The sequence below is a fragment of the Citrobacter sp. Cpo221 genome (assembly GCF_030332345.1).
GTDB lineage: Bacteria > Pseudomonadota > Gammaproteobacteria > Enterobacterales > Enterobacteriaceae > Citrobacter > Citrobacter portucalensis.
Genome location: NZ_JAOWIA010000060.1, coordinates 304264 through 328433, shown reverse-complemented (window position 1 = coordinate 328433; position 24170 = coordinate 304264). Strand labels below are relative to the sequence as shown.

24 protein-coding genes are annotated in these 24170 nt (G+C 53.2%); 12 read left to right on the top strand and 12 right to left on the bottom strand.

Features of this window, described 5'->3' with window-relative positions; genetic code table 11:
- Positions 1-11 precede the first annotated feature (11 nt).
- The 6 genes from OGY72_RS22105 (at position 12) to OGY72_RS22080 (ending at position 4471) form a co-directional block, all read left to right on the top strand.
- The gene (locus tag OGY72_RS22105; RefSeq protein WP_063941167.1) at positions 12-482 is read left to right on the top strand and encodes a PTS sugar transporter subunit IIA; all 471 of its coding nucleotides are present in this window, start codon (positions 12-14) and stop codon (positions 480-482) included.
- A 19-nt stretch (positions 483-501) separates the two neighbouring features.
- Positions 502-822 (top strand): PTS fructose transporter subunit IIB, encoded by a 321-nt coding sequence (locus tag OGY72_RS22100; protein WP_003827230.1) that lies wholly within the window; start codon positions 502-504, stop codon positions 820-822.
- A 26-nt stretch (positions 823-848) separates the two neighbouring features.
- A complete protein-coding gene (locus tag OGY72_RS22095) occupies positions 849-1940 on the top strand; it encodes a PTS fructose transporter subunit IIC (protein ID WP_003827232.1) in 1092 nt (363 codons plus the stop codon).
- Positions 1941-1951: 11 nt separating this feature from the next.
- Positions 1952-2803, top strand: coding sequence for a class II fructose-bisphosphate aldolase (locus OGY72_RS22090; protein ID WP_286549476.1), 852 nt, complete (start codon positions 1952-1954; stop codon positions 2801-2803).
- 80 nt (positions 2804-2883) lie between these two features.
- Positions 2884-3744: a ketose-bisphosphate aldolase gene (locus OGY72_RS22085; RefSeq protein WP_003024018.1), complete on the top strand. Its 861-nt coding sequence runs from the start codon at positions 2884-2886 to the stop codon at positions 3742-3744.
- A gap of 49 nt (positions 3745-3793) precedes the next feature.
- A complete protein-coding gene (locus OGY72_RS22080; RefSeq protein WP_284969162.1) occupies positions 3794-4471 on the top strand; it encodes a D-lyxose/D-mannose family sugar isomerase in 678 nt (225 codons plus the stop codon).
- A 42-nt stretch (positions 4472-4513) separates the two neighbouring features.
- Here the strand turns inward: OGY72_RS22080 and OGY72_RS22075 are convergent, their stop codons facing one another.
- Together OGY72_RS22075 and xanP are read right to left on the bottom strand one after the other, a co-directional pair.
- Positions 4514-6223 (bottom strand): AsmA family protein, encoded by a 1710-nt coding sequence (locus OGY72_RS22075; RefSeq protein WP_286549471.1) that lies wholly within the window; start codon positions 6221-6223, stop codon positions 4514-4516.
- Between the two features lie 121 nt (positions 6224-6344).
- Entirely contained in the window at positions 6345-7736 is a 1392-nt protein-coding gene (xanP, locus tag OGY72_RS22070; protein WP_003024026.1) for a xanthine/proton symporter XanP, read from the bottom strand.
- A 225-nt stretch (positions 7737-7961) separates the two neighbouring features.
- Here xanP and gltS point away from each other — a divergent pair, with 225 nt between their 5' ends.
- The gene (gltS, locus tag OGY72_RS22065) at positions 7962-9167 is read left to right on the top strand and encodes a sodium/glutamate symporter (protein ID WP_003024029.1); all 1206 of its coding nucleotides are present in this window, start codon (positions 7962-7964) and stop codon (positions 9165-9167) included.
- Positions 9168-9209: 42 nt separating this feature from the next.
- Here gltS and recG read toward each other — a convergent pair whose 3' ends face one another.
- The 5 genes from recG to gmk are packed head-to-tail and all read right to left on the bottom strand — an operon-like array spanning position 9210 to position 15077.
- Positions 9210-11291, bottom strand: a complete 2082-nt coding sequence (gene recG, locus OGY72_RS22060) for an ATP-dependent DNA helicase RecG (protein WP_003827244.1) — start codon at positions 11289-11291, stop codon at positions 9210-9212.
- A gap of 5 nt (positions 11292-11296) precedes the next feature.
- Positions 11297-11986 carry a tRNA (guanosine(18)-2'-O)-methyltransferase TrmH gene (gene trmH / locus OGY72_RS22055; protein ID WP_284969165.1) on the bottom strand — a complete coding sequence of 230 codons (690 nt, stop codon included), beginning with the start codon at positions 11984-11986 and terminating at the stop codon, positions 11297-11299.
- Between the two features lie 4 nt (positions 11987-11990).
- Positions 11991-14105 (bottom strand): bifunctional GTP diphosphokinase/guanosine-3',5'-bis pyrophosphate 3'-pyrophosphohydrolase, encoded by a 2115-nt coding sequence (gene spoT, locus OGY72_RS22050; protein ID WP_003024038.1) that lies wholly within the window; start codon positions 14103-14105, stop codon positions 11991-11993.
- A gap of 18 nt (positions 14106-14123) precedes the next feature.
- Positions 14124-14399, bottom strand: a complete 276-nt coding sequence (gene rpoZ / locus OGY72_RS22045; protein ID WP_000135058.1) for a DNA-directed RNA polymerase subunit omega — start codon at positions 14397-14399, stop codon at positions 14124-14126.
- Positions 14400-14453: 54 nt separating this feature from the next.
- On the bottom strand, positions 14454-15077 hold the full coding sequence (gene gmk / locus OGY72_RS22040) for a guanylate kinase (protein WP_003024042.1): 624 nt from the start codon (positions 15075-15077) through the stop codon (positions 14454-14456).
- A gap of 261 nt (positions 15078-15338) precedes the next feature.
- Here gmk and ligB point away from each other — a divergent pair, with 261 nt between their 5' ends.
- Complete coding sequence (gene ligB / locus OGY72_RS22035; RefSeq protein WP_286549466.1) at positions 15339-17018, top strand: NAD-dependent DNA ligase LigB; 1680 nt, start codon at positions 15339-15341, stop codon at positions 17016-17018.
- On the opposite strand, the gene OGY72_RS22030 is transcribed toward ligB, so the two are convergent.
- Positions 17015-17632: a trimeric intracellular cation channel family protein gene (locus tag OGY72_RS22030; RefSeq protein WP_003024049.1), complete on the bottom strand. Its 618-nt coding sequence runs from the start codon at positions 17630-17632 to the stop codon at positions 17015-17017. The two genes, ligB and OGY72_RS22030, sit on opposite strands and share 4 nt — an antisense overlap.
- Before the next feature lie 444 nt (positions 17633-18076).
- Between OGY72_RS22030 and OGY72_RS22025 the strand changes: the two genes are divergently transcribed.
- Together OGY72_RS22025 and OGY72_RS22020 are read left to right on the top strand one after the other, a co-directional pair.
- Positions 18077-18748 carry a hypothetical protein gene (locus OGY72_RS22025; protein ID WP_286549464.1) on the top strand — a complete coding sequence of 224 codons (672 nt, stop codon included), beginning with the start codon at positions 18077-18079 and terminating at the stop codon, positions 18746-18748.
- Positions 18749-18761: 13 nt separating this feature from the next.
- On the top strand, positions 18762-19202 hold the full coding sequence (locus OGY72_RS22020) for a hypothetical protein (RefSeq protein ID WP_286549462.1): 441 nt from the start codon (positions 18762-18764) through the stop codon (positions 19200-19202).
- A 102-nt stretch (positions 19203-19304) separates the two neighbouring features.
- Here OGY72_RS22020 and OGY72_RS22015 read toward each other — a convergent pair whose 3' ends face one another.
- A complete protein-coding gene (locus OGY72_RS22015) occupies positions 19305-20168 on the bottom strand; it encodes a YicC/YloC family endoribonuclease (RefSeq protein WP_191222024.1) in 864 nt (287 codons plus the stop codon).
- Between the two features lie 125 nt (positions 20169-20293).
- On the opposite strand from OGY72_RS22015, the gene rph reads away from it, so the two are divergent.
- Entirely contained in the window at positions 20294-21010 is a 717-nt protein-coding gene (gene rph, locus OGY72_RS22010) for a ribonuclease PH (RefSeq protein WP_003024054.1), read from the top strand.
- A 65-nt stretch (positions 21011-21075) separates the two neighbouring features.
- The gene (gene pyrE, locus OGY72_RS22005) at positions 21076-21717 is read left to right on the top strand and encodes an orotate phosphoribosyltransferase (RefSeq protein ID WP_003837602.1); all 642 of its coding nucleotides are present in this window, start codon (positions 21076-21078) and stop codon (positions 21715-21717) included.
- Positions 21718-21783: 66 nt separating this feature from the next.
- Here the strand turns inward: pyrE and slmA are convergent, their stop codons facing one another.
- The 3 genes from slmA to coaBC form a co-directional block, all read right to left on the bottom strand.
- Positions 21784-22380 (bottom strand): nucleoid occlusion factor SlmA, encoded by a 597-nt coding sequence (gene slmA, locus OGY72_RS22000; RefSeq protein ID WP_003827257.1) that lies wholly within the window; start codon positions 22378-22380, stop codon positions 21784-21786.
- Positions 22381-22496: 116 nt separating this feature from the next.
- Positions 22497-22955 carry a dUTP diphosphatase gene (gene dut / locus OGY72_RS21995; RefSeq protein ID WP_006687626.1) on the bottom strand — a complete coding sequence of 153 codons (459 nt, stop codon included), beginning with the start codon at positions 22953-22955 and terminating at the stop codon, positions 22497-22499.
- Complete coding sequence (gene coaBC / locus OGY72_RS21990; RefSeq protein WP_095533115.1) at positions 22933-24153, bottom strand: bifunctional phosphopantothenoylcysteine decarboxylase/phosphopantothenate--cysteine ligase CoaBC; 1221 nt, start codon at positions 24151-24153, stop codon at positions 22933-22935. Before coaBC ends, dut begins: the two co-directional genes overlap by 23 nt.
- Between the last annotated feature and the right edge of the window lie 17 nt (positions 24154-24170).

The window sequence follows — 24170 nt, the reverse complement described above, 5'->3', positions numbered from 1 at the left end:
AGGTATGATTGATGGACATCACGAAAATACTCAATACAAATCGCGTTATTTTGGACATGAAGGCTACAAGCAAAACGGAGGCTATTGAGGAACTGACGGATATTCTGCAAAAAGATGGAGCAATTAGCTGTCGCGAAACGTTTATTCAGGATGTCTGGCAACGTGAGTCAGAAGGCTCGACCGGCTTCGAAAACCATATTGCGATCCCGCACGGGAAATCCTCGGCGGTGGTCAATACCACGCTGGCGATTGGGCGTACCCGCCAGGAGATTCCCTGGGAAACCCTGGACGGCAGCAATGTACGGTGCATTATTCTGTTTGCCGTACGTCTTGAAGATCAAAACACCACCCATATTCGTCTGCTTTCGCAGGTTGCTGGTGCGTTGGCAGATGACGACATTATTGAACAACTATTAGTTGAAAGTAGTCCACAAAAAATTATTGAGCTTTTTAGCCAATATGCTGAATCCAATGTCTGCTAAATAAAATGTGGAGCATGTTATGAATATTGTTTGTGTTGCCGCCTGTACGGCGGGTATTGCGCACACCTATATTGCCCGTGAGAAGTTAATTAAAGGTGCCAAAGCGCTTGGTCATAATATAAAAGTTGAAACCCAGGGCACCATTGGCACAGAAAACGAACTGCTGACAGAAGATATTTCTGCGGCTGATGTCGTGATTCTTGCTGTCGATGTAAAAATAAAAGGGGAGGAGCGATTTTCAAACAAGCGCATTGTGCGAGTAAAAACTGAAATCGTCATAAAGTCGCCCATTCAGTTTCTTGAAAAGGTCGAAAAATCATTAGTTAATAATAACCAGTAGCGATCCTCATTCTGGAGGGGTTTCACATGAGTGAAAATAAAATTCCGCTATCTCAGGAAATAAAAAAACATTTATTAACGGGAATTTCGTGGATGATCCCGTTAATTGTCGCCGCCGGGATCTGTATTGCTCTCGGGCAAATACTTGGCGGCACTAACGTCGGTGAAAAAACAGGAACCATTCCCTGGATGCTCAACCAGATTGGCGGCTGGGGGATGGGGTTAATCGTACCGCTGATTAGCGCGGCGATTGCGTACTCCATTGCTGACCGTCCGGGATTCGCGCCGGGTCTGATTGTCGGCTTCGTCTGCGGAGAAATTCATACCGGTTTTATCGGCGGGATGCTGGGCGGATTTCTGGTCGGTTATACCGTCCTGCTGCTCAAGCGCTATATCCGTTTGCCGCAGTCGATGCAGGGGTTGATGCCCATCATGGTGCTGCCGGTACTGAGTACCGTTATCGGCGGCCTGTTGATGATGACGCTGATTGGCAAGCCGATTGCCTGGCTGCAGGACGCGTTGATTCATCTGCTGGAGTCTATGCAGGGCGGATCCCGCTTTCTGATGGGCGCTATCCTCGGTGCGATGGCGACATTCGACTTCGGTGGGCCGGTGAATAAAACCATGTCGCTGTTTGCTGACGGCATGCTGGTCAGCGGCGTGTACGGTCCGGAAGCGGTGAAGTTTGTCGGTTCGATGATCCCTCCATTTGGCATTACGCTCTCTTTCCTGCTGACGCGTCACAAGTACACCCGTGCGGAACGTGAGGCGCTGAAGGCCGCATTCCCGATGGGGATCTGCATGATTACCGAAGGGGTCATTCCGATTGCGGCACGCGACCTGCTGCGCGTGGTGGGCTCCTGCGTGGTGGCATCGGCGATTGCGGGTGGCCTGATTATGGTGTGGGGTGTCGAAAGCCCGGTACCGCACGGTGGCATGTTTGTGGTTCCGCTCTTTACGCATCCGCTGCTGTTTTGCCTGGCGCTGGGGATCGGTACGGTGATTTGCGGCGTCATGCTGTCGCTGTGGAAGAAACCGGTAACCGAGCGTGATGAAGAGTTTGACGAACTCAGCGATCAAAAGCTGAAAGACGAAGAAATCACCTTCACCCTGGAATAACCGGAGGCCTTATGTTTGCCGATATGAAAAGCATGGTGACCAAAGCCTGGCGCGAGCAGTACGCGCTGCTGGCCATCAACTGTATGAACCTGGAAAGCGCCCGCGCAGCGGTGCGAGTGGCGGAGAAACACCGTGCGCCCATCATTCTGAATTTGTATCAGGGGCATCTGGAGCATTTTCCGGCCCCGATAGCGGCAGCGGTGGTCAAAATGCTGGCAGAGGAAGCCTCGGTACCGGTCGCGCTGGCGCTGGATCATGGAAAGGATCCTGTACGCATTCGCCAGGCTTTTCGCGCCGGATTCAGCGGCTTAATGATCGACGCCTCCGCCTTTGCGCTGGAGGAGAACATTCGCCAGACCCGGGCGGTGGTTGAGCTTGCAGCCAGCGTTTCTCTGTGCGTGGAAGGCGAGCTGGGTCATTTGGCCGATGCTCCGTGCTATGACCACGCCGCTAACGCTGATTTGATGACCCAGGCCGCCGACGTGGAACCCTTCATCCAACAGACCGGGATCGATTTGCTGGCGGTGTCGGTGGGTACAGCACACGGCATGTACGCGCCGGGTATCACACCTGCTATTGATTTCCTGCGGCTGGAGGAAATAGCCCGGTTATCAACGGTGCCGCTGGCGCTGCATGGCGGCAGCGGAACGCCGTTTGACCAGCTACAGCGCTGCCCGACGTTTGGTGTCGCCAAGATAAACGTTGGTGCGGCGGTTTTCGAAGCCGGAAAGGCTGCGCTACTGCATACCCTGTGTCGCGACACATCCGGTGAACTCGTTGATGCCCTGGCCCTGATGGAACAGGCCTGCGAGGAAGCCATTATTCCGTACCTGCAGGCCAGCGGCGCTATCGGCAAAGCCTGATTCATTTTCTGTAACGCCTTCTATGCCTCTGCGATGACGCACTGGCAGGGCTTTCTACACCCTGAAACTGGAGAATTAACATGTTAGTTTCGATGAAAGAATTACTGCAACCTACCCGTCAGCACGGTTTTGCCATCGGCGCATTCAACGTGGCGGACAGCTGCTTTGTACGCGCAGTAGTGGAAGAAGCGGAAGCGACCAACACCCCGGCGATTATCTCCATTCACCCCAGCGAACATGATTTTGTCGGCGATGCGTTTTTTAGCTACGTCCGTGATATCACCCTGCGTAGCCCGGTTCCCTTTACTCTGCATCTGGACCACGGCGCTTCGGTTGAGCATGTCTTGCGGGCGATTCAGTGTGGGTTTACCTCGGTGATGATTGATGGCTCGCTGCTGCCATATGAAGAGAACGTGGCGCTGACCCGCGAAGTGGTCAAACTGGCGCATGCGGTAGGTGTTTCGGTGGAAGGGGAGTTGGGAACGATTGGCCAGACCGGGACGTCAGTGGAAGGCGGCGTGTCGAAGGTTACTTATACCGATCCTGCTCAGGCAGAGGATTTTATCGCCCGAACCGGTGCAGACACGCTGGCGGTGGCGATTGGAACCGCGCACGGGATCTACCCGAAGGGGATGCAGCCAGAGCTGCAAATGAACATCCTGCGCGATATCGCCGGACGTGTGGATATTCCGCTGGTGCTGCACGGCGGTTCCGCGAACCCGGATGCGGAAATTGCCGAATCCGTGACGCTGGGCGTTGGCAAAATCAACATTTCCAGCGATATGAAATACGCTTACTTCCAGAAAGTCCGCGAAATCCTGGCGAAAGAAACCTGGTGGGACCCGAACGTAATCTATCCGGAAGCCATTAGCGCCGCGCGGGACGTTATCCGCCACAAAATGAAACTGTTCGGTTCAACCGGCAAAGCATCACTTTACTAACGGCATGCAGGCGGGGCGACCCGCCTCTTTCGCAACAAGGAAAAGTGGAATGAAACGTTCACACATTAATTATGCCGTCGATAAAGCGCATGCCATCGCTGAGACTTTTCGGGTCTGTCTGCCTGATTTTGCGTATTTTACGGTCGATGCCTGGCGGCAACAGGATCAAACTCTGTGGCGTGAAGTGCGCGATCTCCAGTTGGGCTGGGATATTACCGACTTCGGGCACGGAGATTTTGCGCAAACGGGGCTGACGTTACTAACGTTGCGCAATGGTTTGATGGGGTCAGCGGACTACCCCAAACCGTACGCCGAAAAGATGTTGCAAATTCAGCAGGATCAGCAAACGCCATGGCATTTTCATCGCCATAAAATGGAAGATATCGTTAATCGCGGCGGCGGCGATTTGTGTATGCAACTGGCGTGGGCCACACCTGATGATGAGTATGACGCCCGACGCGTTGTTGAGGTTAGCGTGGATGGTCAGCGGCGTACAGTTAACGCTGGCGAGACGCTGGTATTGAAACCGGGACAAGGAGTGTGCCTGCCACCGCGCTTGTATCATCGCTTTTGGGCGGAGAAGGCGTTTGTGCTGGGCTGGGAAATCTCGATGGTCAATGACGACCAGCATGACAACCACTTTTGGGAACCTGGCGGTCGCTTCCCGTTGATTGAAGAAGACGAGCCGGTGAAGTGGCTGTTGTGCAGTGAATATATTCGTTTATGAGCGTGAGTAGGCCCGGTAAGCGAAGCGCCACCGGGCAATAAATCATTGCGCAGGTGGTGGTGCAGTGACTTCACTCCCCGAAACCACGCCCGCCTGCATAGTTTGCGTTACCTGCTGTTTCTCCACGTTCACAGCATGCAACTGACCGTTGACCGTTGGCTTGAGCGGCACATCGGCCTGAATATTGCCGCTGGCGGTAAGCTGGATGTTGCCATCGCCGGAAAGCGGCAGTGCGGGCCAGCCCCACTGCTGCAGGATCGTCATTGGCACGCCGCGCCCGTTCAGGCTGACCTGCGTCTGGCGCTGAGGTAGCTGCGAAATGCTGGCAGTGGCCTCCAGCAGTCCTTTTTCCGTATAGGCGCTCAGTTCGCTGATATTGATGGTGCTGCTGTTTGCCGTCAGCGCCAGCGAAGGGCGACGCACGTCGGTACGGTTAAAGGTAGCGGCAGCGGCGTTGAGGGTGGCGCTACCGCTCCAGATCCCCCACTGATTGTTCTGTACCAGCCCGAGGTTAGCACCGTAGCCGTCCAGCGCGGTGAGCTGCCACGGGAAATTGGGGTCGATATCTATCACCAGATTACGGCTGGCACTAAATTTCTTCAGCGTCAGGCTGTTTAACCACGCTGGCAGGGGTTTCATCCACAGCTGCTTCCAGTTTTCCGGCAGCGTGTATTCCAGACCAGCAATAGCGGCATCGTCAAGGACCAGTGCTTTGTTGCTGCGCATCCAGTTTCCGGATGTTCTGACCATACCGCCTTCCCAGCGGGTGGTGAACTGGCGCAGCGCAATGCCCTGAGGTGAGAACTCGGCGTTCAGAATCGGATCGAAGAAGTGCAGAGAGCCGTAAATAAACTCGCTGGCGTTCATCGACAATTTTCCTTCCTGAGTTTGCCAGTCGTCCTTGCTGAAGGTCATGTTGCGCAAGCTCAGATCGAGATCCGTCACCGCCCAGTCGGGGCCTTGCAGACGGGCATCCGTCACTTCCAGACGACCAATTTGCAGGGAAGGAATAGTGCTTAACGGGGCAAAAAAGTCGGCCAGCGATTTGTCGCTTTGCAGCCGGATATCGTTCAGGCGCAGATTCTCCACAACCCAGCTCCCGTCTGCATTGCGTTGCGCTACGCCGGTTAATGCCCCACGCGCCACGTCAGCGCCAATATTGCTTAGCGTCGCCCGGTCATGGTCGATGCTGCCTTCAATCAAGACGTTGGTAGTTGGAACATCGTTGAGCGTCAACGAACTGGCGCTGAGCTGAATTTGCGCTTTGCTCCCGAGAATTTTACCTGCCTCAGGGCTCCAGGGAATGACGCCGCCGTTAACGCGCTGGGCGCTGAGGTTCCACTCGCTGCCGGGGCTGTTAAGCGCCATATCCTGCAATTGCAGGCGATCGGCCTGGAACGGCAACGGCGCTGTTTGCTGGGAAAGATTCAGCGTGCCGTTTTGCAACAAAATGGTGTCTACGTGCAGCGGGTCGGTGATTTGGCGGCTACTCAGCCCAATATCGACCGTTTTAGCGACCAGCGTTGCGGGCTGACCATCCCGACCAAAGGTGACGTTTTCCAGCAGAATATGGGAAGGGGAAGAAAACCGGTGATCGATGGCATCAAACGCCAGATGGTAGCTGCTGTTCTCCGAAACCCAGGCGCTGACGTGCTCTGCCCCCCAGCGGGTTTGCAGTAGAAAATAAAGGCCGAGAATCGCCACTGCAAGGGCGATCAGCACGTAAAGAAGCAGCTTTCCAATAAATTTCATGGTCTTCCATCCCGCGAAGTGCACATAGTCAAGTTATGCACGATTTAGGCGCAATGCTCAAGGCGGGAATGGTGAAAGAGCGTTACAGCGGCGTTGATTCAGAACCAACGCCGCATTTTGCTTATTGCTTTTCTGGCGGGAATACCAGATTCAGAACGATTGCGGTAATACCGCCAGCGGCGATACCGGAAGAGAGCAGGTTTTTCACCCAATCCGGGGCGAACTGGAGAATCAGCGGCTGCTGGGAAACACCCAGACCAACTGCCAGCGACAGCGCGATAATCAGAATCGCGCGGCGGTTCAGCGGCTCGCGGGACACGATACGCACACCGGATGCTGCAATAGTACCGAACATTACCAGCGTTGCGCCGCCCAGTACCGGCTCAGGAATATGCTGTACAAAACCGCTGACTGCCGGGAACAGGCCCAGCGCGATCAGCATCAGCGCCACCACAAAACCAACGTAGCGGCTGGCGACGCCCGTTAACTGAATAACCCCGTTATTCTGGCCAAAACAGGAGTTCGGGAAGGTGTTGAACACGGCGGAAACAAACGAGTTCAGACCGTTCGCCAGCACGCCGCCTTTCAGGCGCTTCATATACAGCGGACCAGAAACCGGCTGCTCGGAGACATCAGAGGTGGCCGTAATATCGCCGATGGTTTCCAGTGAAGTGATCATAAAGACCAGCATCAGCGGCAGCAGTAAACTCCAGTCGATGCCCAGGCCATAATACAGCGGCGTTGGCACCATCAGCAGGTCCTGACTTACCGGTGCGGTATTTTGCGGCAGCATGTCCATAAACCAGGCCAGCAGATAGCCTGCCGCCATCGCAATCACCAATGACGCAACGCGCAGGTAAGGGTTACGTTGACGGTTAAGCAGGATGATTAGCGCCAGCACCACGCCTGCCAACAGTAAATTCTTCGGCGCACCAAAGGTGTTGTCGCTCATTGCGGCATAGCCACCGCCAATCGATGTCAGACCCACCTGAATCAACGACAGGCCGATAATCATCACGACCACCCCTGAGACCAGCGGAGTAATAATACGACGCGCCAGGTGCAGGACACGCGAGATAACCATCTCGGTGCAGCTTGCCAGCATCAGTGTACCGAACAGCGCCGCCATCATGGTTGGGACATCTGCGCCACCGGTTTTTAGCGCCGTACCGCCCATAATCAGTGGCGCAACAAAGTTAAAGCTGGTGCCCTGAATGGATAGCAGCCCTGAGCCTACTGGTCCCCAGGCTTTGATCTGAATGATAGAAGCTACGCCGGAGGCGAACAGCGACATACTGATAATGTGTTGAGTATCCTGAGCCGGTAAACCAAGCGCCTGGCAAATTAACAGAGCAGGGGTGATCACCGCGACGAACATGGCCAGCAGATGCTGACAGGCGGCAAACAGGGTCTGGGCTAACGGGGGGCGATCTTCAAGACGGTAAATCAGTTCACTGTTGTGAGTCTGCGCAACCGGTTGCGCATTTGTTGACTCTACGGCGTTAACGGACATCAGAGGCAATCCCATGGTGGAAAAACGGTGATTTTATCTGACCAGGGCAGAAAAGCAAACGTTTGCTAGCAGGTATTCTTAATATTTAAAACGGATAAACAAACATTTTTATATAACTTTTCATCATTTTCTGCTTAAAATCCACTCCGAAAACTCAATAAGAGCTAAAAATCGGTCTGGAATGCATCGTGCGTGATTGTGCTAAACGCACTAATGGAGCTGTAAATGTTTTATCTCGATACGTTATCAACGCTGGTTGCGGCAACCCTTGTGTTGCTGCTGGGACGTAAGCTCGTCCAGTCTGTTTCCTTCCTGAAAAAATACACCATTCCCGAACCCGTTGCAGGTGGATTGCTGGTGGCGATTGCGCTGCTGGTGCTGAAAAAAAGCATGGGTTGGGAAGTGAACTTCGATATGACCCTGCGCGATCCGCTGATGCTGGCCTTTTTCGCCACTATCGGTCTGAACGCCAATATCGCCAGTCTGCGTGCTGGTGGCCGCGTGGTGGGTATCTTTCTGATTGTGGTTGTTGGCTTGTTGCTGATGCAAAACGCCATCGGTATTGGTATGGCGACCCTGCTGGGTCTGGACCCGCTGATGGGTCTGATCGCTGGCTCGATCACCCTCTCTGGTGGACACGGAACCGGGGCCGCGTGGAGCAAGCTGTTTATTGAACGTTATGGCTTCACCAATGCGACTGAAGTGGCGATGGCTTGCGCAACGTTTGGTCTGGTGTTGGGCGGACTGATTGGCGGCCCGGTGGCACGCTATCTGGTCAAACACTCCACCACGCCAGACGGTATGCCGGACGATCAGGCCGTGCCGACCGCATTTGAAAAGCCGGACGTTGGGCGCATGATCACCTCGCTGGTGCTGATTGAAACCATTGCTCTGATCGCTATCTGTCTGACGGTGGGTAAAATCGTTGCGCAAATGCTGGTTGGAACAGTGCTGGAATTGCCGACCTTCGTCTGCGTGTTGTTTGTTGGGGTGATCCTCAGTAACGGTCTGGCGCTACTGGGTTTTTATCGGGTGTTCGAACGTGCAGTTTCGGTGCTGGGTAACGTAAGTCTGTCGCTGTTCCTGGCGATGGCGTTGATGAGCCTGAAGTTGTGGGAACTGGCTTCACTGGCCTTGCCGATGCTGGCAATCCTGGTTGTGCAGACTATTTTCATGGCGCTGTACGCGATATTCGTCACCTGGCGCATGATGGGTAAGAACTACGATGCCGCCGTGCTGGCAGCCGGACACTGTGGTTTTGGCCTCGGCGCGACGCCGACGGCGATTGCCAACATGCAGGCGATTACCGAACGTTTTGGACCATCCCATATGGCATTTCTGGTGGTGCCGATGGTGGGGGCGTTCTTTATCGATATCGTCAACGCGCTGGTGATTAAGCTGTATCTGCTGTTACCGATTTTCGCGCAATAACGGCTGTGCGGCGGGGTAACATCCGCCGCCGCTATGAATTAACTACGCGTTGGAGTAGCGTTCGGTTTCCGGCATCCAGCGCTCTATCAGTGCCAAGGCCTGTTGCGGATAACGTTCGTGAATATGGCGGGCAATGCGCTGAACTTCCGGGATAATCGCCTGATCGCGCAGTAAATCTGCGACCTTGAATTCTGCCGTTCCGGTCTGGCGAGTACCTAACAGCTCGCCGGGGCCGCGAATCTCTAAATCTTTTTGCGCAATCACGAATCCATCGTTGCTGTCTCGCAGAACCTGCAGGCGTTTCTGCGCGGTTTTAGACAGCGGTGATTTGTAGAGCAGGACACAGTGGGAGGCCACCGCGCCACGGCCTACGCGACCACGCAACTGGTGCAACTGGGCCAGACCTAAGCGTTCCGGGTTTTCAATAATCATCAGGCTGGCATTGGGTACGTCCACGCCCACTTCAATCACCGTGGTGGCAACCAGCAGATGCAGTTCACCCTGCTTAAAGGCCGCCATTACTGACTGCTTCTCAGCGGGCTTCATGCGCCCGTGTACCAGGCCAATATTGAGTTCTGGCAGCGCCAGTTTAAGCTCTTCCCACGTCGCTTCTGCCGCCTGAGCTTCCAACAAGTCAGACTCTTCAATCAGCGTACAGACCCAGTATGCTTGACGTCCTTCGTGGGTACAGGCGTTGCGCACGCGATCAATAATATCGCTGCGGCGGGTATCCGGAATGGCGACTGTGGTGACCGGCGTACGCCCCGGAGGGAGTTCATCGATAACCGATGTGTCGAGGTCAGCATAGGCTGTCATCGCCAGGGTGCGCGGAATCGGCGTGGCGGTCATGATTAGCTGGTGTGGATGGAAACCCTGCTGCTGACCTTTCTCCCACAGTGCCAGACGCTGATGTACGCCGAAGCGGTGCTGTTCGTCGATGATAACCAGCGCCAGCCCGTTGAACTGCACCTGTTCCTGGAAAATCGCGTGCGTGCCGACAATCATCTGCACCTGACCGCTGGCGATAGCTTCCTGCTGCGCCAGACGCGCTTTACCTTTCTGCTTGCCCGCCAGCCAGCCCACTTCAACGCCCAGTGGCGCGAACCAGTTGCGGAAGTTATTTGCATGCTGTTCAGCCAATAATTCAGTAGGAGCCATTAGCGCAACCTGTTTACCATGTGCGATAGCCCGCAGCGCAGCCAGCGCGGCAACCAGCGTTTTACCGGAGCCGACATCACCCTGCACCAGGCGCATCATCGGCACATCCAGCGCCATATCGCGTTCAATCTCAGCGGTAACGCGGGCCTGCGCGCCAGTAGGTTTGAACGGCAATGCTGCCAGCAGCTTATCTTTTAGCGCGTTGTTAGCACTTAACGGCTGGGCGTGAAAACGCTGTGCCCCGGCGCGTAGCGCCAGCATGCTGAGGTTATGCGCCAGCAGTTCTTCGAGAATCAGACGTCGCTGCGCCGGATGTTGTCCGGTTTCCAGATCGCTGAGTTGCAGCGACGGTGGGGGGCGGTGCAATGTGCGCAGTGCTTCGGGTAGGCTCATCATGCCCTGTAACAGCTCTGGCGGCAGCAGTTCGGCAATGGCGCAGGTATCGAGCAGATCCAGTGCCTGATCGGTCAGCTTGCGCAGCGTGGCCTGCTTCACACCTTCGGTGGTTGGATACACTGGTGTGAGTGTTTCCTGCAATTCTGGCGTGCTGAGATCGCCTTGTACGCGGTATTCCGGGTGAATCATCTCTGCGCCGTATTTCCCGCGTTTGGCTTCGCCGTAGGCCAGAACCCTACGCCCGGTAGCAAGGCTGTTTTTCATCGCTGCACTGAAGTTGAAAAAGCGCATGGTGAGAATCCCCGAGCCATCGCTGATTTGACAGGTCATCATCCGGCGGCCGCCGAAGGTGATATTGCAGTTCAGCACTTCGCCTTCAACGGTGGCATAGACACCCGGCAGCAGTTCGCCAATTGGGTACAGATGGGTACGGTCTTCGTAACGCAGAGGAAGGTGGAGCAGGAGGTCCTGCACGGTGTGCAGGCCAATTTTCGCCAGTTTACTGCTTTGCGCTGCGCCAACGCCGGTCAGAGAGTTGAGTGGGATGGCATCCAGTAAACGGCCTTTCATCGCGTTTATCTCGCAGATTGCATAGTGGCCCACCACGTTGCATTGGCTTCAATTTCGCCCTGCGTGTTTACGTGAGGGTAGGGAAGACCTTTGCGCTTAGCGACATTCGCCAGCACCGGATAACCGCCTTCAAACAGTAAGCGCTGCTGCTCTTCTTGTGGCAGCATGCTGTTTTCTCGTCGGTACATCCCCGCGTTTTGCCGCTGGCGCTGTGCTTCGTACAGAATCAGCGCAGAGGCGACAGAAACGTTCAGCGACTGCACCATGCCAGTCATGGGAATGATGATGTCCTGGTCAGCCAGATCCAACGCTTCCTGAGTGATGCCGGTTTTCTCCTGGCCCATCAGGATGCAGGTGGGGCGCGTGTAATCAATCTCGCGAAAATCCACGGCTTTATCTGACAGATGGGTTGCCAGGACCTGCATGCCCCGGCTTTTTAAATGTGTGACCGCATCGCCAATAGTCGGGTGGGTCTTGACTTGCACCCAACTGTTACTGCCTGCGGCAGAAGAGAGCATAGTGCGCATGCGGCTACCCGGCCAGACGGCGTGGACTTCATGCACGCCGACCGCATCTGCAGTACGAATAATCGCAGAAACGTTATGAGGTTTGTGAACCTGCTCCATGCAGACGGTCAGATCGGGCTGACGACGTGCGAGCATCTCGCGGATACGTGCATAGCGCTGTTCATTCATAAGACTAGTTTCGGTTACGGGTGACTTTTATCACGTCCGGCATGACGCGGATTTTGCGCATGATATTCGCCAGGTGCACACGATCGCGAGCGGTCAGGCGAATAAAGGCGCTATAAACGCGGCCATCTTTCTCTTCCGTATTCAGACTTTGAATATTGGAGGTGGTCGTGTTGATTGCCGCCGTCAGGTTCGCCAGAGCACCTTGGTGGTTAAACATATCCACCTTAATCTCGGTGATGAATTCCTGCTCCGTCTCTTTATCCCATTCCACCGCCATAAACTTCTCTGGCTCTTTCTGGTAGCCACGAATATTACGGCAGGACTCATGGTGGATCACCAGACCTTTACCCGGACTGACGTGGGCAATGATTGGATCGCCTGGAATTGGACGACAGCATTTCGCGAAGGTGATCAGTACGCCGTCAGCGCCTTTGATCGGCAGATGACCATGGCCGGATTGTGCTGGTACGTTCGCTGTTGCTTCGCCCTGCTGGAGGTTTTTCGCTACCACCACGCTCATGGCGTTACCCAGACCGATTTCTGCGAGCAGATCGTCAAGCGTGGCGAGCTTCATGCGCTCAAGCTCACGCTGAATGCTCTCTGGCGGGATCTCAGCCAGTTTACGGCTACCGCCCAGGGCATGGTTGAGCAGTCGACGCCCCAGACTGACGGAATCATCGCGCTTGAGGTTTTTCAACAGTTGGCGAATCTTGGCGCGCGCTTTCGAACTGACGACGAAGTTTAGCCACGCGGCATTCGGACGTGCGCCCGGCGCGGTAATAATCTCAACTGTCTGACCGCTAAAGAGCGGTTGTGAAAGCGGGTAAGGCTGTCTGTCTACGCGTGCGCCGACGCAGGCGTGACCGATATCGGTATGCACAGCGTAGGCGAAGTCGACAGGTGTTGCACCGGCAGGCAGTTCGACAATGCGCCCTTCCGGTGTGAAAACATAAATCTCATCCGGGAAGAGATCAGATTTAACGCTTTCAATAAATTCAAACGAGCTACCGGCGCTCTGCTGCAGTTCCAGCAAGCTTTGCATCCAGCGCTGAGCGCGGATTTGCGCAGTGGTGCTGCTTTCGCCGCCGTGCTCTTTGTAAGCCCAGTGCGCTGCGACACCCATCTCTGCCATCTGGTCCATGTCTTCAGTACGAATCTGTACTTCAACCGGGACGCCATGAGGGCCGATCATTGAGGTGTGCAAAGACTGATATCCGTTCGCTTTCGGAATGGCGATATAGTCTTTCACGCGACCAGGGCGTGGTTTGTACAGGCTGTGCATCTGGCCGAGTACGCGATAGCAGGTATCGGAATCATGAACGATGACGCGAAATGCGTAGATATCCATGATGGAGTGAAAACGCTGCTCTTTGAGCACCATTTTGCAGTAAATAGAGTACAGGTGCTTCTCACGCCCGCTTACGCGACACGGAATACCAGCCTCCTGCAAACGCCCTTCGATTTCCGAGAGGATTTTTTGGATCATCTCTTTGCGGTTGCCGCGAGCGGCTTTAACCACTTCTTTAATCACGCGATAGCGGTTTGGGTACAGCGCTTCAAAACCCAGCTCTTCCAGCTCGGTTTTAATGTGATGAATACCTAAACGGTGTGCCAGCGGACTATAGATTTCGAGGGTTTCACGGGCGATGCGGCGACGCTTGTCCGGACGTAATGAGCCTAGCGTGCGCATGTTGTGGGTGCGGTCGGCAAGTTTGATGAGAATGACGCGGATATCCTGCACCATCGCCATAATCATCTTGCGAAAGTTTTCAGCTTGCGCCTCTTTCTTATCGCGAAACTTAAGCTTATCAAGCTTCGATACCCCTTCTACCAGCTCTGCAACGCTTTTACCAAAAAGCTGTTCCATGTCCTGATAGGTGGCTGGGGTATCTTCAATCACGTCATGCAGCAGCGCAGCCATCAGCGTTTCGTAGTCGAGTTTCATCTCGGCCAGAATGCAGGCTACCGCTACCGGGTGCGTGATATAGGGTTCACCGCTTGAACGTGTCTGGCCCTCGTGAGCGTCACGTGCAACGAGATACGCCTGCCGAAGACGCTTAATCTGGTCTTCCGGCAGGTAGTTTTGAATCAGTTGATTCAGGCTTTCAAACAGATACAAGGGCGACCCGCTTTGTGATTAACGACGACCTTCAGCAATAGCGGTAACGGCTTGTAATTCAGCAGCTTCCTGCTCTTGCTGTTCCTGGCGCTCACGCACGTCGAGGATCTGGTTGTTGATCAGACCTTCTTCGATTTCGCGCAGCGCGATAACGGTAGTTTTATCGTTTTCTTCCGGTACGAGCGGATCCTTTCCGCCTACCTGCATCTGACGAGCGCGACGCGCGGCGACCAGTACCAGGTCAAAACGGTTACCAATTTTCTCTACAGCGTCCTGAACAGTTACGCGTGCCATACTTAAAATGCTCCACAGGTGAAGAAATGACTGGGCATGATACTGAATGTGGGTTCAGTCTGCCAACAGTTTGCTGATTAAAGCGTCATGACGCTGCTTTTGGCGGCTCATGCGCAGACGTTCGGCGCGAATGATGGTTTTCAAATCGCCCAGGGCGGTGTCGAAATCATCATTCACAATAAGATAATCATATTCGGCGTAATGGCTCATTTCTGCAACAGCTTGCGCCATACGTTTCGCGATCACGTCTTCGCTATCCTGACCGCGGCCACGCAGGCGGCGGTCCAGCTCAATCTTAGACGGTGGCAAAATAAAAATACTGCGCGCATGCGGCATTTTTTCACGAATTTGCTGCGCACCTTGCCAGTCGATATCTAAAAAGACGTCTACGCCGGATGCTAATACTTGCTCAATGGTTTCACGCGAGGTGCCGTAGTAATTACCGAAAACCTCCGCGTGTTCCAGGAACGCGTCTCTGCCAATCATTGTTCTGAATTCATCATGGTTCACAAAGAAATAGTGTTCACCGTGCACTTCCCCCGGGCGCGGTGCGCGCGTGGTGTGCGAAACAGAAACCTGGGTGTCATACAACGGTTGGGTCTTTAATAAAGCCTGAATCAGGCTGGATTTACCCGCGCCACTGGGGGCAGAAACAATATAAAGCGTGCCTTGAGCCATGAGTATCTTAATGTATGTGATTGTCGAAAGAGAGCCTACATACGGGCTTATTATACACGTAGCCGCTATGTGACGTAGCCCTTGTCACACTTTTTGCGCATGTTTATTGCGTTTTGCGTACCAGTTTCCTGTTTTATCGATGATTTGCAGCAATACATGTAAATGTCCGGAAAGCTGTTCGCAGGATGAATTTTTGCCGCTCTGTTTCTATTTCACTTCGCGCTATACCTGCCGGGAAACGTATCGTTCAGCGGAGATAGCATGGGATTATGGAAATGCATAGGGCTGGTTTTGCTAATGGGGTATCTACCCGTATGGGCGGTATGCCCCGTCTGGTCGCCTGCCAGGGCAAACGAGGAAATTTCACGACTACAGCAGCAGATTACACAGTGGAATGACAGTTACTGGAAACAAGGGGAAAGTGCCGTAGACGACGGCGTTTATGACCAGCTCAATGCGCAACTAATTCAATGGCAGCGCTGTTTTGGCGATGAAGCCCCATCAGATCTTTCTGCGCCCCCAATAAGTGGCACCGTCTCGCATCCTGTTCCCCATACGGGCGTTCGAAAACTTGCTGATAAGCAAGCGCTACAGCAATGGATGCACGCTCGCAGCAATCTCTGGGTGCAACCGAAGGTGGATGGCGTGGCGGTGACGTTAGTCTATCGCAATGGCAATCTGGTACGGGCGATTAGCCGTGGTAATGGCCTGCAAGGCGAAGACTGGACGCAAAAGGTTCTGCAGATCCCTTCCGTACCACATTCCACCAGGGGGAAACTCGCTAACAGTACGTTGCAGGGTGAGATATTTTTGCAGCAAGAGGGGCATATTCAGAAGCAGAGCGGGGGAATGAATGCCCGCTCGAAGGTTGCTGGATTGATGATGCGCCAGGGCAATCCGGAAATGTTACGCTCGCTGGCAATTTTTATCTGGGCCTGGCCTGATGGTCCGGCGGTCATGTCTGAAAGACTGGAGCAGCTCACGGCTGCCGGGTTCAGTTACACGCAACGCTATACTCAGGCCGTGAAGAATGCGGATGACGTCGAAAAGTCGCGCATCAGGTGGTGGAGTTCAGAATTACCTTTTGTGACGGATGGTGTCGTGGTGCGAACGGCAAAAGAACCACGGGCACAGTATTGGCTACCCGGACAGGGTGACTGGCTGGCGGCGTGGAAACATCCTCCCGTGACGAGGGTATCTGAGGTAACGGGTATTCAGTTCTCCGTTGGTAAAAGCGGGAAAATTGCGGTGGTTGCATTGCTGACTCCCGTCATGCTGGATGATAAACGCGTACAGCGCGTCAATATTGGCTCCGTCCGACGCTGGAATGAATGGGATATCGCGCCTGGCGATCAGATTCTGGTGAGTCTGGCCGGACAAGGGATACCCCGTATAGACGAGGTGGTCTGGCGCAGCACTCAGCGTACTAAGCCAATACCCCCCGAGGGGCGCTTCAATTCATTAACCTGTTTTTATGCTACAGCGGAGTGCCAGGAACAGTTTGTTGCCAGACTGGTCTGGCTGGGTGGCAAAGAGGTGCTGGGGCTGGAGGGGATCGGCGAGGCGGGATGGCGAAAGCTCCATCAGGCGTATCGCTTTGAACATATCTTTTCCTGGCTTGGGTTAACTCAGGAACGGTTACAGTCCACACTTGGTGTAATCAAAGGGGAGAAGCTGTGGCATCAGTTCAACCTGTCGCGCGATCTCCCGTTCACGCGCTGGGTGATTGCTATGGGAATACCGTTAACACAGGCAACGCTAAATGCCAGCCGGGATAGTTCGTGGCAGCAGTTAAAAGAACGCGATGAGCAAAGCTGGCGGCAGCTTCCTTTCATGGGTGAGCGGCGGGCACGGCAGGTTATTCAATGGCTGGAGGATCGAGAGGTTACAGCGCTGAGCAATTGGTTAGCTGCTCAGCGCATCGCGGGCTTTATGCCTTAATGGCCTTCATGGCGATAGTAAAATACCGGCAGACCTAACTTCAGGCGCAGCGCCAGTAATCGGGCGGTAAAGCCGAAGAGCAGAGTAGAGATAACCACTACATCATGACTGGAGACATAATGCTGTAGCACGATGTACAACACAGCAGCGGCGAATGATACGCCAGCATACAGCTCTTTCTGGAACACTAACGGGATTCGTTTGCAGAACATGTCGCGTAATACGCCACCGAAGACGCCGGTCGTGACCGCAGCGACCACGGCGATAATCGGTCCATGGCCCATATCCAGTGCCACCTGAGCACCGATAATAGAAAAAACCACCAGGCCCAGCGCATCCAGTACGAGGAATATTTTGCGCAGATAGGGCATGACGGGAGCAATAATGGTGGTGAGTACCGCAGCGGTCGCCACGATAATGACGTATTCAGGGTGCTTTACCCAGCCAAGAGGATAGTGGCCGAGAAGAATATCGCGTACCGATCCGCCGCCAATGGCCGTCGCGGTGGCAATGATGATGACGCCAAATGTATCCATACGACGACGCCCAGCAGCAAGCGCACCGGTCATGGCTTCGGCAGTAATACCAATTAAATATAAAACGTGTAACAGCATGTATTCCCCCTGATTTGCTGGGGGCTAAGGTTAACGATTTGTGCGCCTTGTCACGATTGAGATTTTCTAAGGTGAAGTGATTTTAATAACTACAGCTAATGATGGTTTGGCGAAAATACCATATGATATGCGATATCACGATATTAATGATGTTGATAAATGATGAGAAAATATAATGCGTAGTGGGAGGTTATAAACATGCTCATCGGAAAAAACGCGTAGAGCCGCCGTTTACTGGCGAGCCACGTATGATATTTCATCAAACTATCCCCCTGACCATAGAACAAGTTGACACTCCAGAAGCCATTAGGGACGTCATCCTGAGTAAACTCTGATATGCAGCGGCTTCTATTCTGAAAAATGGTTCCCCTCAGCTATCGCCTCTATGCGTGTAGGCGCATTTACAGCAAAATTTTCAGCATTAAGTGAGTCGGAGTGATAGACATGAGCGTAAGAGAGGAAATTCAGGATGGCAGAGAGGCTGGAATTTTAAGAAGCGGGATAATCTACACCGAAGTTTTGGGGTGGGTAGATATGGGACACGCTCGAGGAGATGATGTCAGAAAGTTACTCTCGGATATGCATCAAGGCGAGCATTCAGGAAAGGATTATTACGATATAAAATACACTCAAAGCATGGGAAGAGGAGGCCTCACAATTGGGAAGTTTATCAGATGGAGAATTAGAAAAGGGCGCAGCTTATTTGAGCGATATAGTATAGCGCTTTCCATGATGATGGCGCTTGCTCATCGTTTTGAAGGTTTACAGTCAAATTTCCCCTTTTTTCTTTACACCGACAGCGGTTTCAGTGGTGAGGATTTAGTATCCGATTTGCTGGGATTCTACCGCGTCTTCTCATATAGTAACCCATTCCCGCTATTGCAACCCGTCAGCAAAGAGGAAGCCCTCAGACGTTGGGATTATTATGGTCCAATAGGCTCTTTTAAAAACACCTCATTCCAACCGATTTTATTTCCCGATCCGATGAAATCAGCTTTAGCTCTTCCTGTAAAAGGTGTTTTACCCTCATTCATGAGAACAGTGATACCTTACAGCGACTTCAGTTCTGGTAACGTTAAAATAGTTTCCAGAGATGGAACGGTCGTTAACTGGTAAAAAAGGGAAACATATGAAACAGGCAGTCATAATAGTGCTGATGGTAATAGCTATATGCAGCTCTTATTTCTGGCCTAATATTAAAATGAGACTTGCAGGTAACGCACAATATACAGAGTTTGATAAAACCAAATATGATTATTACACTCCCAAAGTTTTAAAAAAAATGCCGAGAATATCCCAAGTGTATGACTTTAATTATACGAACATTTCTGGCCCTAAGGCTGATGTATGGAGTGTGACGTTCTATAATACCAGGGATACGTGGAAAATTAGTGAATATCTCTCAATGGCGGGCTATGAAAAACAGGAAAAATGCGATATAGAGGCAGAATGCTGGCGCCTCAGGGGATCTGATGAAGTACTGACAGTTGTGAATATGAACAGCAGCAACGCTGTTCGGGTTGATATTCTGAAGAGTCTTTATAACGACAAATATATGCCAGATAAATAATTACTCCAATTTTATATCAATCAGCACTTATTGGCGGTAGGGATAGCCCGCATTTAGCAGGCTATCCTGTGCTTTACGATAGTATAGGTATGGTACGCAAAATTACTCGATATTCTGAATCTGCTCGCGCATTTGCTCGATCAGTACCTTCAGTTCAATCGCGGAATTCGTCACTTCGGCATTGATAGACTTGGATGCCAGAGTGTTCGACTCACGGTTGAATTCCTGCATCATGAAGTCCAGACGACGGCCAACGGCCTCTTTTTTCTTCAGAATGTTGTAGGTTTCTTTGACGTGGGCTTCCAGACGATCTAATTCTTCTGCCACATCAATACGCTGCGCCATCAGCACAAGTTCTTGCTCAAGGCGGTTATTTTCCAGTTGTACCTGGGCGTCTTCCAGTTTAGCTACCAGGCGCTCGCGCTGCCATTGCAGGATTTCCGGCATATGTGCACGCACTTTCGTGACTTCAGCGCTGACGCCTTCCAGACGCTGCTCGATCAGTGCTTTTAGCGCCTGACCTTCGGTTTCACGTGCGACGATGAAGTCATCCAGCGTACCGTCAAGTGCGGCGAGGACTTCGACGGCAATAGCGTCCAGATCCTGCTCCTGGGCAGCCATTACGCCTGGCCAGCGCAGGATATCAACCGGGTTGATTTCACCTTCATCGCTCTGCATTTTGACCCAGTTAGCAGCGCTAACGAGCTGTTTAGCGAGTTTTTCATTCAGAATCAGCTCGCCTTGCGCGCTGGCATCAGGCTCAAAACGCAGCGTACATTCGACTTTACCGCGCGTCAGACGCGTGCGAATACGTTCGCGAACAACGGGTTCGAGACTACGGAACTGCTCCGGCAGGCGAAAATAAGTTTCCAGATAACGCTGGTTTACCGAGCGCATTTCCCAGGTGGCGCTACCCCATTCACCCTTGATTTCACGCCGGGCGTAGGCGGTCATGCTGCGGATCATAGACGTTCCTGTTTTTAAAGATGAGATGGGAGGATTATAGCCATCAGCGTCTTGTCAGGATAGGAATAACAGTCGGAAGTCCGTATAATGCGCAGCCACATTCGTTTCAAGCCGGAGATTTTATCATGCGTCCAGCAGGTCGTAGTGCCAATCAGGTGCGTCCCGTCACCCTGACCCGTAATTATACAAAACATGCTGAAGGCTCCGTGCTGGTCGAATTTGGTGATACCAAAGTGCTGTGTACCGCCTCTATTGATGAAGGCGTACCGCGTTTTCTAAAAGGTCAGGGCCAGGGCTGGATCACCGCAGAATATGGCATGCTGCCACGCGCTACGCACACCCGTAACGCCCGTGAAGCGGCAAAAGGTAAGCAGGGCGGTCGTACCATGGAAATCCAGCGTCTGATCGCCCGCGCGCTGCGCGCAGCTGTTGATCTGAAAACGCTCGGCGAATTCACAATTACGCTGGACTGCGATGTTATTCAGGCCGATGGTGGTACGCGCACCGCTTCAATTACCGGCGCATGCGTTGCGTTGGCTGATGCGCTGAACAAGCTGGTGGCGAGCGGTAAGCTGAAAACTAACCCGATGAAAGGGATGGTCGCCGCGGTTTCCGTGGGCATTGTGAACGGTGAAGCACTCTGTGACCTTGAGTACGTTGAAGACTCTGCTGCTGAAACCGACATGAACGTAGTGATGACTGAGGACGGTCGCATTATAGAGGTTCAGGGCACGGCGGAAGGCGAACCGTTCAGCCATGAAGAACTTCTCACCCTACTGGCATTGGCTCGAGGGGGAATCGAATCCATTGTAGCGACGCAGAAGGCGGCGTTAGAAAATTGATTTTAAAGGCGACTGATGAGTCGCCTTTTTTTTGTCTGTAATAAAGTGAGATGAGGAGCGAATCCATGAAACCGTATCAGCGCCAGTTTATTGAGTTTGCGCTTAGCAAGCAGGTACTAAAGTTTGGCGAATTTACGCTGAAATCCGGGCGCAAAAGCCCCTATTTCTTCAACGCCGGGCTGTTTAATACCGGGCGCGACCTGGCACTGTTAGGCCGTTTTTATGCCGAAGCGCTGGTGGATTCCGGTATTGAGTTCGATTTGCTGTTTGGCCCTGCCTACAAAGGTATTCCGATTGCGACCACAACGGCCGTTGCGCTGGCGGAACACCACGATAAAGATTTGCCGTACTGCTTTAACCGTAAAGAGGCGAAGACCCACGGTGAAGGCGGGAATCTGGTTGGTAGCGCACTAGAGGGACGCGTGATGCTAGTGGATGATGTTATCACCGCAGGTACGGCGATTCGCGAGTCGATGGAAATTATCCAGGCGAATGGCGCCACTCTGGCGGGGGTACTGATTTCTCTCGATCGTCAGGAACGCGGTCGCGGCGAGATTTCCGCGATTCAGGAAGTGGAACGTGATTATGGCTGCAAGGTGATTTCTATCATTACCCTGAAAGATCTGATTGCGTATCTGGAAGAGAAACCAGAGATGGCGGAACATCTGGTGGCAGTACGGGCCTATCGCGAAGCGTACGGCGTTTAATAACTGCCGGATGGCGCTGCGCTTATCCGGCCTACGTAACCCCGTAGGCCGGACAAGACGAAATCGCTACTGCAATTGAGCGGCAACCAACGGCCAGCGGGTGTCAAAATCATCCGTTGGGCGGTATTTAAATTCGCTACGTACAAACCGGGACAGCATACCTTCGCAGAAAGCCAGTAACTGGCTGGCCAGCAGCGTTTCATCCACGGTGTAGCCTTCACCTTCACGCATTCTTTTTTCTCGCAGAACCTGGCGCAACTGCGCTTCAATGCGCTCAAAAAGTTGGTTAATGCGACCTTGCAGACGGTCTTGCTCGAACATCAACGCGTGTCCGGTCAGAATTCGTGTCAGGCCAGGATTACGCTCACCAAACCCTAAAATCAGCAGAACGATCAGGCGCAGACGCGCGTTGGTGTCCTTTTCATCTTTCAAAATCAGATTGATACGCGTAATCAAACTATCTTCGATAAACTCAATCAGGCTATCGAACATACGGGTCTTGCTGGGGAAATGGCGATACAATGCCGCTTCGGATACGCCAACTGAGGCTGCCAGCTTTGCTGTGGTGATGCGTTGGCTACCATCGCTGGACTCAAGCATCAGTGCCAGAGACTGAAGTATTTCTTCGCGACGATTCCTTTTCGCAGTTTGCTTTTCTACCATGTTACAAAATACCCCTGAAAATAAGCTCTTGCCAGGCAGGCATCCACACAGCGACCGCAAACTGATGTTTGCGGTGTGTTATTGCGTTATTACGCTATGGGATACTTTTCTGCGGGTTACTTGCGCCCGGAATGGCCGAAGCCACCTTCGCCACGATCGGTGGCTTCAAACTCTTCCACCAGATTAAATTCAGCCTGCACGACCGGTACAAATACCATCTGCGCGATACGTTCGCCCGGCTCAATAGTGAAGCTGTCCTGACCACGGTTCCAGATGGACACCATCAGTTGGCCCTGGTAGTCGGAATCAATCAAACCAACCAGATTGCCCAGCACGATACCGTGCTTATGGCCCAACCCGGAGCGCGGGAGCATCACCGCTGCCAGAGAAGGATCGGCAATGTGGATAGCTAACCCGGTTGGCACCAGCGTTGTTGCGCCCGGCGCCAGTTCTACGGCGTCATCAAGACAAGCACGCAGGTCAAGTCCGGCAGAACCAGAAGTGGCGTACGTCGGGAGCGGAAATTGTTGCCCTACGCGCGGGTCCAGAATCTTAACGTCGATTTTTTTCATCATAACGGGTCACGATCTCGTCGAGTAATAATTGGCCCAGGAGTTCTTTACGCTCAAGCGGTAAGACTTTGTCTCCATCCTGCCAAAAAAGGTGTAATGCGTTGCTATCGCTGTTAAACCCTTGAGTAGACAGCGAAACGTCGTTCGCACAGATCACATCAAGGTTTTTGCGGATGCGTTTTTGCCGGGCATATTCTTCCACATTATTTGTTTCGGCGGCAAACCCAACGACAAAAGGACGGTTAGCATCCAGTGCGGCAACACCGGCGATAATGTCCGGGTTTTTGACCATTTTTACTGTTAATTCATCACCCTGCGTCGCTTGTTTTTTTATTTTTTCGTGGGCGACAGTTTCAGCGCGATAATCAGCGACTGCAGCGCAGCCGATAAAAATATGCTGTTGTTGCACTGCAGATTGCACAGCGGCTTCCATTTCCAACGCGGTCATCACATCAACCCGCTGAACAAATGGTGGTGTGGATAACGAAACCGGACCCGATACCAGTGTGACGTTTGCCCCGCGCTTTGCGGCAGCGGCCGCGATTGCAAACCCCATCTTCCCGGAACTGTGGTTGGAAATATAACGCACGGGATCAAGCGGTTCACGCGTCGGACCCGCCGTAATCATGATGTTGAGATGTTGCAGATCGTTGACAGGTGAAAAATGTTCTGCCGCCATATCCACAATCGTTAACGGATCCAGCATACGTCCAGGGCCGATATCACCACATGCCTGGCTACCGCTGTCAGGGCCCCAAATGAGCAAACCGCGTGAGGCAAGAATACCCAGATTGTGCTGAGTCGCGGCAGCGCGGTACATTTGCTGGTTCATGGCTGGCAGTACAGCAACAGGAGCAGGCGTTGCCAGACAAATCGTTGACACCAGGTCGTTGGCCATACCTGCGGCGACACGAGCAATCAGGTCTGCTGTAGCGGGCGCCAGGATGACCAAATCGGCCCATTTTCCCAGCTCAATGTGGCCCATCGCGGCTTCGGCTGCGGGGTCAAGCAGGCTGTCGGAAACGGGATAACCTGAAACCGCCTGTAAACTCAGGGGAGTAATAAATGCTTTTGCCGCTTCGGTCATCGCCACGCGGACATCAGCGCCGCGTTCCCGTAAACGACGCACCAGCTCAGGGGTCTTGTACGCAGCAATACCGCCACTGACGCCAAGTACGATTTTTTTACCGGCCAGGCTCATCATGATCTTTCCTGTTG

Bases quoted from the DNA above. Each gene is read 5' to 3' on its own strand.
- rpoZ (WP_000135058.1), bottom strand. From the start codon at position 14,399: ATGGCACGCGTAACTGTTCAGGACGCTGTAGAGAAAATTGGTAACCGT.
- OGY72_RS22020 (WP_286549462.1), top strand. From the start codon at position 18,762: ATGAAACAGGCAGTCATAATAGTGCTGATGGTAATAGCTATATGCAGC.
- OGY72_RS22105 (WP_063941167.1), top strand. From the start codon at position 12: ATGGACATCACGAAAATACTCAATACAAATCGCGTTATTTTGGACATG.
- OGY72_RS22080 (WP_284969162.1), top strand. From the start codon at position 3,794: ATGAAACGTTCACACATTAATTATGCCGTCGATAAAGCGCATGCCATC.
- OGY72_RS22030 (WP_003024049.1), bottom strand. From the start codon at position 17,632: ATGCTGTTACACGTTTTATATTTAATTGGTATTACTGCCGAAGCCATG.
- xanP (WP_003024026.1), bottom strand. From the start codon at position 7,736: ATGTCCGTTAACGCCGTAGAGTCAACAAATGCGCAACCGGTTGCGCAG.
- OGY72_RS22025 (WP_286549464.1), top strand. From the start codon at position 18,077: ATGAGCGTAAGAGAGGAAATTCAGGATGGCAGAGAGGCTGGAATTTTA.
- recG (WP_003827244.1), bottom strand. From the start codon at position 11,291: ATGAAAGGCCGTTTACTGGATGCCATCCCACTCAACTCTCTGACCGGC.
- OGY72_RS22075 (WP_286549471.1), bottom strand. From the start codon at position 6,223: ATGAAATTTATTGGAAAGCTGCTTCTTTACGTGCTGATCGCCCTTGCA.
- OGY72_RS22085 (WP_003024018.1), top strand. From the start codon at position 2,884: ATGTTAGTTTCGATGAAAGAATTACTGCAACCTACCCGTCAGCACGGT.
- gltS (WP_003024029.1), top strand. From the start codon at position 7,962: ATGTTTTATCTCGATACGTTATCAACGCTGGTTGCGGCAACCCTTGTG.
- slmA (WP_003827257.1), bottom strand. From the start codon at position 22,380: ATGGTAGAAAAGCAAACTGCGAAAAGGAATCGTCGCGAAGAAATACTT.
- coaBC (WP_095533115.1), bottom strand. From the start codon at position 24,153: ATGAGCCTGGCCGGTAAAAAAATCGTACTTGGCGTCAGTGGCGGTATT.
- dut (WP_006687626.1), bottom strand. From the start codon at position 22,955: ATGATGAAAAAAATCGACGTTAAGATTCTGGACCCGCGCGTAGGGCAA.
- rph (WP_003024054.1), top strand. From the start codon at position 20,294: ATGCGTCCAGCAGGTCGTAGTGCCAATCAGGTGCGTCCCGTCACCCTG.
- pyrE (WP_003837602.1), top strand. From the start codon at position 21,076: ATGAAACCGTATCAGCGCCAGTTTATTGAGTTTGCGCTTAGCAAGCAG.
- gmk (WP_003024042.1), bottom strand. From the start codon at position 15,077: ATGGCTCAAGGCACGCTTTATATTGTTTCTGCCCCCAGTGGCGCGGGT.
- trmH (WP_284969165.1), bottom strand. From the start codon at position 11,986: ATGAATGAACAGCGCTATGCACGTATCCGCGAGATGCTCGCACGTCGT.
- OGY72_RS22090 (WP_286549476.1), top strand. From the start codon at position 1,952: ATGTTTGCCGATATGAAAAGCATGGTGACCAAAGCCTGGCGCGAGCAG.
- ligB (WP_286549466.1), top strand. From the start codon at position 15,339: ATGGGATTATGGAAATGCATAGGGCTGGTTTTGCTAATGGGGTATCTA.
- OGY72_RS22100 (WP_003827230.1), top strand. From the start codon at position 502: ATGAATATTGTTTGTGTTGCCGCCTGTACGGCGGGTATTGCGCACACC.
- OGY72_RS22015 (WP_191222024.1), bottom strand. From the start codon at position 20,168: ATGATCCGCAGCATGACCGCCTACGCCCGGCGTGAAATCAAGGGTGAA.
- OGY72_RS22095 (WP_003827232.1), top strand. From the start codon at position 849: ATGAGTGAAAATAAAATTCCGCTATCTCAGGAAATAAAAAAACATTTA.